Below are 8,231 nucleotides of genomic sequence, written 5' to 3'. Positions count from 1 at the left end.
GGCTTGACCCGAGGATCCACGCGGCAAACTCAGTGGGTGTGGATGGATCCTCGGGTCAAGCCCGAGGATGACGGAGGATAGCTTGGCGGCCTTGGAGGCTTACTTGCAGGCGGCGCAGAAACGCTGGATGCGCTTGCCGGCTTCCTCGAGCTGGGCTTCCGAGGTGGCATAGGAGATGCGGAAGTTCGGGCCGAGGCCGAAGGCCGAACCGTGCACGACGGCGACACCTTCCGATTCCAAGAGTTCCGACACGAAGTCCTCGTCGGTCTCGATGACCTTGCCCGACGGCGCGGTCTTGCCGATCAGGCCCTTGCAGGACGGATAGACGTAGAAAGCGCCTTCCGGCGACGGGCACTCGATGCCCTTGGCCTGGTTGAGCATGGAGACGATGAGGTCGCGGCGACCTTCGAAGATCTTCTTGTTTTCCGGAATGAAGTCCTGCGTGCCGTTGAGCGCCTCGACGGCGGCCCATTGAGCGACCGAGCAGGCACCCGAGGTCTGCTGGCCCTGGATCATGTCCATGGCCTTAATGAGGTTCAAGGGACCTGCCGCATAGCCGATACGCCAGCCGGTCATGGCATAGGCCTTGGAAACGCCGTTCATCGTCAGCGTGCGGTCATAGAGCCCGGGCTCGACTTCGACCGGGGTGGCGAACTTGAAGTCGCCATAGGTCAGGTGCTCGTACATGTCGTCCGTCAGCACCCAGACATGCGGATGGCGCATCAGCACGTCGGTCAGCGCCTTCAGCTCGTCATGGCTGTAGGCCGCACCCGAAGGGTTGGACGGCGAGTTGAAGATGAACCACTTGGTCTTCGGCGTGATCGCCTTTTCCAGGTCTTCGGCCTTCAGCTTGAACTTGTTTTCCTGGGTCGTCGCGACGAAGACCGGCGTACCGCCGCACAGCGACACCATTTCCGGGTAGGAAACCCAGTAAGGTGTCGGGATAACGACTTCATCGCCCGGATTCATCGTCGCCATGAAGGCGTTGAAAAGAATCTGCTTTCCGCCGGTGCCGACAATGGTCTGGGCGGCGGTGTAGTCGAGGCCGTTTTCGCGCTTGAACTTCTTGACGATGGCTTCGCGCAGTTCCGGGATGCCTGATACCGGCGTGTATTTCGTCTCGCCGCGGTTGATCGCGTCGATGGCGGCCTGCTTGATATTGTCGGGCGTGTCGAAGTCGGGTTCACCCGCGCCAAGCCCGATGACGTCGCGGCCCTTGGCTTTCAGTTCGCGCGCTTTCTGGGAAACGGCGATGGTGGCGGAAGGCTTCACACGGGAAAGGGCGTCGGCAAGAAAGGCCATGATGGAGATGTCCTCATCGGGTTCAAAGGCGGCTCAGGCCATGGACCCGGAGCGCCAGGCTCCATAGCGGTTAGGTCTATGTCGAATGTGCGCAGGTCTTGCAAGCGCGATGGGCGAAAAAAGCGGGAAATGCGGGCTTAGGCGCAAAATTTCATGAGCGCCATCAACGGATCGAATGGATCGGGCCACGACCAGAAAACGAAAACACCAATAGGTTGAAGGAGCGCGCAATCATCAAGATTTTTACGCGAAAGATTAAGCCGGCATTAACGGATGCGGCGTAGGGTTGGGAAGTCGGGATCGTCAAGCTGATGGTGGCGCATGAGCATCTTTTCCAATCTCGTCCGGCAGCCGGACGGCGCCTTCAGTGCCCGCTTCGGGCCTTATCTCCTGCAATCCGCCCTCCAGCCGATCTTTGCCGAGCGCGCCGATGGCCGTTTGCAGATCGCCGCGCTGAAGGGGCTTGTCCGCGCCAGCATCAACGACGTCCTTTGCTCACCGTCCGACTTCTTTCACTATGTGCCGGAGGAAGAGCACGCCGCCGTCGATGGCCTCTGCCGCAGCCTGCACATCCTGAACGCCGGCGCTCTTGCGCGTCGCGACGTCTCGCTCATCGTCAATTTCAACGGCGGGCTCTATATGACGCCGGAAGCGATCCGCCATGAGGTCGAGCGGCTGCGGCTTGCAGCGCACCAGGCTGGCATGCCGCCGGCGTGCATTGCCTGCGAAATCCGCGAGCACCCGGAAGACGCCCCTGACGGGCTTGCGCATTTTGCAGAGCGGCTGCACGAGGGCGGCTTCTCCATTGCCATCGATGATTACACCGGCGAAGACCATGACCTCGGGCGGCTTCAGCGCCTCCAGCCGCAATTCGTGACCTTCGATACGGCCTGGCTTCAGGACTTCTCGGAAAACTCCGCGGGCCTTGCGCTGCTCAGGGTTCTTGTCAGTCAGTTCGCCCACAAGAACATTCATGCCATCGTCACGGGCATCGAGGATGCCGACATGATCGCCCGCTGCCGCGATATGGGCGGCCCGTTGATGCAGGGCTACCTGCTTGCCCGCCCGGAGCTCGCCCCGACGAATTTCAATCTCACCTTCCCGCAGCTTGACGACGACGCGCTCGAAGCGATCGGTGACACGCCCGTTGCAAGCCCCGTGACGGCACCTGAACCGCGTGCCCTGCGCCCTGTCCGGCAGTTCGGCAGAAGAGGCATCTAAAACGGGAAAGCCGGCCGGTCTATTCGACGGAAGAGGCTGAAAATCCCGCTTTTTCGACCCGCCTTCTTTTCGCCACAATAAATGTCGGGCCTTGCCGCAATTCGGTCCTTGTCACGCCGATTTCGGCGGGCTTTTTCATCATCACAAGAACAGAGAAAATTGGGGGACGCGATGTTTCTGGATGACGAAAAAGTGGGCAACAGGCCCAAGGCGCGCGAGTCACGCGCGCTGTTCCTGATCGCCATGACGGCCCTTGTTGCCTGCGCCATCATGGTCGTCGGCCTGATGTCGCCGCCGACGGCCGCACCCGGGCTCGATGCCATCACCACGTCGGGCATCCCGGCCGCCGCCTCGCAGGTCGATCCCACGCAAAAGTGAGCCGCGGCGCCGGCATCGCCCTTGAAAGCCGCCCGCCTCTGGGCCAGTTAACGGCAAAGGGCGGGAGAATGCGATGCGACGGCACGGACGAAACTGGAACGGCATTTTTGCAGGCGCAGGGATCCCCCTCCTCCTCGCCGTTATGATCGGCACCGCAAACGCCGAAGATGCTATCGAAATCCCCAGCAAGAAAATCCCACTCGTCGTCGAGACCCTGGCCACCGGTCTCAAGCAGCCTTGGTCCGTCGAGGTCCTGCCCGACGGCAGCTCCATCGTCTCGGAAAAGCAGGGCACGCTGCGTATCGTGAAGGACGGCAAGGTCTCCGCGCCGATCGCCGGCGTGCCGCCGGTCTCTACCGAGGGTCAGGGCGGCTTGCTCGACATCGCGCTCGCGCCGGATTTCGCCACCAGCCGCACCCTCTATTTCACCTATAGCGCGCGCGGCGACGGCGGTGCCGGAACCGCGCTTGCCAAGGCGCGGCTCTCGCAGGATGGCACGCGGCTCGAGGACGAAACGCGCCTGTTCCTGATGAACCGCCTCACCACCCGCGGCCAGCATTTCGGCTCGCGCATCGCCATTGCCAAGGACGGCAGCCTGTTCTTCGGCATCGGCGACCGGGGCGAAGAAACGCGCGCGCAGGATCCGCGCGACCATGCCGGCGCCATCCTGCACATCAATCCGGACGGCACCCCGCATGCCGACAATCCGTTCCTCGGCACGGCCAACGGCCTTGCGGAAATCTGGTCCAAGGGACACCGAAACCCGCAGGGCCTGACCATCGACGCCAAGGACGGCACGCTGCTGACCGCCGAGCACGGCGCCCGCGGCGGCGATGAGGTGAACACACCGCAGCCGGGCCGCAACTACGGCTGGCCGCGCGTTTCCTATGGCCGTCATTATTCCGGCGCGGAATTCGAGCTCGGCTCGACGGCCGAAGGCTTCGAACAGCCGCTCTATTATTGGGATCCGTCGATCGCACCCGCCGCCATCGCCGTCTATCACGGCGCGATGTTCCCGGAATGGGAGGGTAACCTCTTGGTCGCCGCGCTGAAATTCCAGCTGCTCGCCCGGCTGGAGCGGGATGAAAGCGGCGCCGTCGTTTCCGAGGAACGGCTGTTCGATGGTGAGTTCGGCCGTATCCGCGACGTCGTCGTCGCCCCCGACGGCGCACTCCTGCTCCTCACCGACGACCAGGGCACGCTGTTGCGCGTGTCCCGCGCGACCGCAACGGAGTAACCCGCTCCTGTTAAACCTTGCCTATCGGCTATACTGGCTGCGCCGTCATCTTCGGCGCAATGCTTGCGGTAGAACTCCTCCCGGAACTACTCAACGGAGACCGTCGCGCCGCACGATCGAAGTATGACGCAGTCGCTGCACCGCCACATGTCCTTTGGCACCGCAATATAAAATCATACAAAATCAGGCAAAGCCCCGTAAAATCTGCGGGATTTTTCGGCAATCGCCTGGAAATTGGCCAAAGTGAGGCATGTCCGGCGCATGATAAAACTTTTGCTTGCCAATTCAACACAAACACATCAATCTTGCGCCGTTCGGGCAATTTGCGAACACGGGAAGACCTTGAATAAAAGCGCGCCGGAGACGCGAAACAATTCCGGGCAGCCAAGATCTGGACGGTTCCCCAGGGAGCGGTGCGGTTGGCTGGCTGCGGTGAAAACAGGACCCTTTCCTCAACCTCGAGAACTGCCTGCCTAACGCCCCCTGGGCAAAACTATATGCTGCCCGCCGCCAATATACGGGCAGAGAGAAAAGGACCTGACGCATGGCCGAGACTGGCACTGTAAAATTCTTCAACACCGAGAAGGGCTTTGGCTTCATCAAGCCCGACAATGGTGGTGCGGACATCTTCGTACACATTTCCGCTGTACAGGCTTCCGGCCTGAACGGCCTTTCCGAAAACCAGAAGGTAAGCTTCGACACGGAACCCGATCGCCGCGGCAAGGGCCCGAAGGCGGTTAACCTGCAGATCGACGGCTGAGCCGGAACAATCTCAGGATTTTCAAGTTGAAGCCCGGCAGCGATGCCGGGTTTTTTCGTTCAGCCTCCGTTCAGCCTCAGTCATCTAGTTTGCTGCATATCGAACCGGCAGAGGGCCGGATCAAAAGGATCGACGTCATGAACAAAATCCTCAAGACAATCGTGCTTTCGCTTGCCGTTGCCGCAACGACGCTCACCGCCACGGCCGGCGTCGTCGAAGCGCGCGATCGCAACCGGGATGGTTACTGGCGTGAAGGTGACAGCGGCTATCGCGAATACCGCCCGCGCCGTCATCACCGCGGCCATGGCGACCGCGACGCCCTCGTCGGCGGCGCGCTCGGCCTTGCCACCGGCGTCATCATCGGTGGTGCGCTGGCTTCGCAGCCGCGCTATGTGGAACCGGATTATTATCCGGAGCCTGAGCCCCGCGTGATCTACCGCCGCCAGCCGGTCTATGATGCTCCGAGCTATGAGCCCTGGACCCAGTCCTGGTTCGACTACTGCTCGCAGCGCTACCGCTCGTTCAACCCGCGCAGCGGCACCTATGTCGGCTATGACGGCCGCGAGCACTTCTGCACCGCCGGTTGATCCCGGCCTGCAGTCCATCGAAAAAGGCGGGTGCCACACGGCGCCCGCCTTTTTTAGTTCAAAGCCCCTTCAGATAGGGGTTCGTTCGCCGCTCCTCGCCGATCCTTCCGCCCGGCCCGTGGCCGCAGAGGAAGCCGACCTCGTCGCCCAGCGGGAAGACCTTGTCGCGGATGGAATTCAGCAATTGCTGGTGATTGCCGCCCGGCAGATCGGTGCGGCCGATCGAGCCCTGGAAGAGCACGTCGCCAAGATGGGCGAAACTCTGGTTGCGGTTGAAATAGATGACGTGGCCGGGCGCATGGCCCGGTGTGTGGTAAACCTCGAATTCGTGCTCGCCGAACGAAACAGTATCGCCGTCTTCGAGCCAGCGATCCGGCACGACATTGCTGACCTTCATCGGCACGCCGAACATCGAGGCCTGCGCTTCCAGCCGCTGGAGCAGCGAAAGATCGTCCTCATGCGGGCCGATGATGTCGATGCCGAGCGCGTCCTTCAATTCCTTCGCGCCGCCGGCATGGTCGATATGGCCGTGCGTCAGCCAGATCGCCTTCAGCGTAATGCCGTTCTGCTTGATGGTATCGAGGATCACCTCGACGTCGCCGCCGGGATCGACGACCACGCCTTCCTTCGTCTCCGTATCGAAGAGAATGGTGCAGTTCTGCTGGAAGGGAGTGACGGGAATGATGCCCGCCTGAAGCATGCCCATGGGGTCCTCGCTCTATTGCCGCGTTGCGACCGGTATAGCCGCTGCTGCGCGCGAAGACCAAGATGAATCAACGCAGGCTCGCCATCTCCTGCGTACCGGCAGTGTGAGCCGGACCGGTCGCCAGCGTGGGCGAGACGGTGGAGATGAGCAGCGCGACGACGGCAAGGTTGATCGCGGCATAAACGAAAGCCACCGGGCGGAGGCTCGCGGCGACGGTGTTCTGCTGCTTCTTCGAATTGCGCTGCATCGGTCTGTTCCCTGAACCCTGCGTGGCGGCGATACGCGCCATCTGTTGTCTGGTGTTTACAACGGATCAGGAGTCCAGGCTGTTCCGGCAGGAACAGCTAATGCAGGCGATTGTGGCATGAATGCCACAATGTTCAGAGCGGCAGAGCCGTCGTCTCCTTCAGCGTGTCGAGCACGATTGCCGTCTTCACATGCGAGACGGATTCATGCGGCAGCAGCACATCGTTGACGAAGGCCGAGAGTGCCTTGAGGTTCGGCACCACGACCTTGATGATGTAGTCCATCTCGCCCGTCAGCGAGTAGGCCTCCAGCACCTCCGGCAGGTTGGAGATGAGCTTCGCGAACCGCACCGCATTGTCGCGGTTGTGCGTCGCCAGCGTCACCGTCACGACGATGACGATGCCGAGGTCGAGCTTTTCGCGGTCAAGCTCCGCCCGGTAGGCGCGGATGATGCCCTCCTCCTCCAGCCGGATGCGCCGGCGCGAGCATTGCGAGGGCGAGAGGTTGATGCGCTCGGAAAGCTCGTTGTTCGTCAGGCGCGCATCCTCCTGAAGATGCGCGAGCAGCTTACGGTCGAAAGCGTCAATCTGCACGGATCGCCCTCCAAACAATCATTTCATGCATGATCATCGCACGGATTTATCAAAGCGCAAACACTATGCACACACATTGCATGGCAAACGCGCCATACTGCCTTCCATAGATTTCGTGGAGGACGAACGATGGGCCCTTTCCCGCATGACGCACCGACGGCAGTGATCTCGGCCGACAACCCGGCCGGCACCGATGGCTTCGAGTTCGTCGAATTCGCCCATCCCGAGCCGGAAAAGCTCGAAGAGCTGTTCTCCCGCATGGGCTACAGCAAGGTTGCGACGCACCGCACCAAGGCGATCTCGGTCTGGCGCCAGGGCGACATCAATTACATCGTCAATGCCGAACCCGGCTCGCATGCCATGACATTCGCCGGGGAGCACGGCCCCTGCGCCGCCTCGATGGCCTGGCGCGTGGTCGATGCCAAACATGCCTTCGAGCATGCCGTCTCCAAGGGCGCGACGCCTTATGAAGGCAACGACAAGGCGCTCGACGTTCCCGCCATCGTCGGCATCGGCGGCTCGCTGCTTTATTTCGTCGAGAAATACGGCGTCAAAGGCTCGGCCTATGACGCGGAATTCGAATGGACGGGCGAACGCAACCCGAAGCCCGCCGGCGTCGGCTTCTATTTCCTCGATCACCTCACCCACAATGTCTATCGCGGCAACATGGACACGTGGTGGGATTTCTACCGCGAGCTCTTCGGCTTCAAGCAGATCCACTTCTTCGACATCGACGGCCGCATCACCGGCCTCGTGTCGCGCGCCATCACCTCGCCCTGCGGCAAGATCCGCATTCCGCTCAACGAATCCAAGGACGAGACGAGCCAGATCGTCGAGTATCTGAAGAAGTACAAGGGCGAAGGCATCCAGCACATCGCCGTCGGTACGGACGCGATCTACGACGCCACCGACAGGCTCGCCGACAACGGCATGAAATTCATGCCCGGTCCGCCGGACAATTACTACGACCGTTCCTATGTCCGCGTCGTCGGCCATGAAGAGCCGGTCGAGCGCATGAAGAAGCACGGCATCCTCATCGACGGCGAAGGCGTCGTCGACGGCGGCATGACGAAGATCCTGTTGCAGATCTTCTCCAAGACCGTTATCGGGCCGATCTTCTTCGAATTCATCCAGCGCAAGGGTGACGAAGGTTTTGGCGAAGGTAATTTCCGCGCGCTCTTCGAATCGATCGAGGAAGACC

Annotated in this window: 10 protein-coding genes; 6 read left to right on the top strand and 4 right to left on the bottom strand. The window is 61.5% G+C overall.

The genetic code is table 11. The annotated features are described in order from the left end of the window. Window positions 1-99 precede the first annotated feature (99 nt). On the bottom strand, window positions 100-1,302 hold the full coding sequence (locus ACOZK4_RS17280; protein ID WP_421592951.1) for a pyridoxal phosphate-dependent aminotransferase: 1,203 nt from the start codon (window positions 1,300-1,302) through the stop codon (window positions 100-102). 321 nt (window positions 1,303-1,623) lie between these two features. Between ACOZK4_RS17280 and ACOZK4_RS17275 the strand changes: the two genes are divergently transcribed. The 5 genes from ACOZK4_RS17275 to ACOZK4_RS17255 all read left to right on the top strand — a co-directional run bounded on the left by ACOZK4_RS17275 (window position 1,624) and on the right by ACOZK4_RS17255 (window position 5,485). Next, window positions 1,624-2,523, top strand: a complete 900-nt coding sequence (locus ACOZK4_RS17275; RefSeq protein WP_421592950.1) for an EAL domain-containing protein — start codon at window positions 1,624-1,626, stop codon at window positions 2,521-2,523. Between the two features lie 171 nt (window positions 2,524-2,694). Then, on the top strand, window positions 2,695-2,901 hold the full coding sequence (locus tag ACOZK4_RS17270; RefSeq protein ID WP_313522844.1) for a hypothetical protein: 207 nt from the start codon (window positions 2,695-2,697) through the stop codon (window positions 2,899-2,901). Window positions 2,902-2,974: 73 nt separating this feature from the next. Beyond that, on the top strand, window positions 2,975-4,138 hold the full coding sequence (locus ACOZK4_RS17265) for a PQQ-dependent sugar dehydrogenase (protein WP_421592949.1): 1,164 nt from the start codon (window positions 2,975-2,977) through the stop codon (window positions 4,136-4,138). 544 nt (window positions 4,139-4,682) lie between these two features. Next, window positions 4,683-4,898: a cold-shock protein gene (locus ACOZK4_RS17260; protein ID WP_069058105.1), complete on the top strand. Its 216-nt coding sequence runs from the start codon at window positions 4,683-4,685 to the stop codon at window positions 4,896-4,898. 137 nt (window positions 4,899-5,035) lie between these two features. Further along, window positions 5,036-5,485 (top strand): BA14K family protein, encoded by a 450-nt coding sequence (locus ACOZK4_RS17255; RefSeq protein WP_421592948.1) that lies wholly within the window; start codon window positions 5,036-5,038, stop codon window positions 5,483-5,485. Window positions 5,486-5,543: 58 nt separating this feature from the next. Here the strand turns inward: ACOZK4_RS17255 and ACOZK4_RS17250 are convergent, their stop codons facing one another. The 3 genes from ACOZK4_RS17250 to ACOZK4_RS17240 all read right to left on the bottom strand — a co-directional run bounded on the left by ACOZK4_RS17250 (window position 5,544) and on the right by ACOZK4_RS17240 (window position 7,030). Continuing rightward, window positions 5,544-6,185 carry an MBL fold metallo-hydrolase gene (locus ACOZK4_RS17250; protein WP_421593059.1) on the bottom strand — a complete coding sequence of 214 codons (642 nt, stop codon included), beginning with the start codon at window positions 6,183-6,185 and terminating at the stop codon, window positions 5,544-5,546. Window positions 6,186-6,258: 73 nt separating this feature from the next. Next, window positions 6,259-6,438, bottom strand: coding sequence for a hypothetical protein (locus ACOZK4_RS17245; RefSeq protein WP_421592947.1), 180 nt, complete (start codon window positions 6,436-6,438; stop codon window positions 6,259-6,261). A gap of 133 nt (window positions 6,439-6,571) precedes the next feature. Next, complete coding sequence (locus ACOZK4_RS17240; protein ID WP_313522837.1) at window positions 6,572-7,030, bottom strand: Lrp/AsnC family transcriptional regulator; 459 nt, start codon at window positions 7,028-7,030, stop codon at window positions 6,572-6,574. Between the two features lie 129 nt (window positions 7,031-7,159). Here ACOZK4_RS17240 and hppD point away from each other — a divergent pair. Then, window positions 7,160-8,231 (top strand): 4-hydroxyphenylpyruvate dioxygenase (gene hppD, locus ACOZK4_RS17235; RefSeq protein WP_421592946.1); only part of this gene is annotated, 1,072 nt, incomplete at its 3' end.

Source organism: Shinella sp. M27 (genome assembly GCF_049199905.1).
Classification (GTDB): Bacteria; Pseudomonadota; Alphaproteobacteria; order Rhizobiales; family Rhizobiaceae; genus Shinella.
Note: the sequence above shows the minus strand (reverse complement) of the source record. Positions and strands in the feature narration are given on the sequence as shown.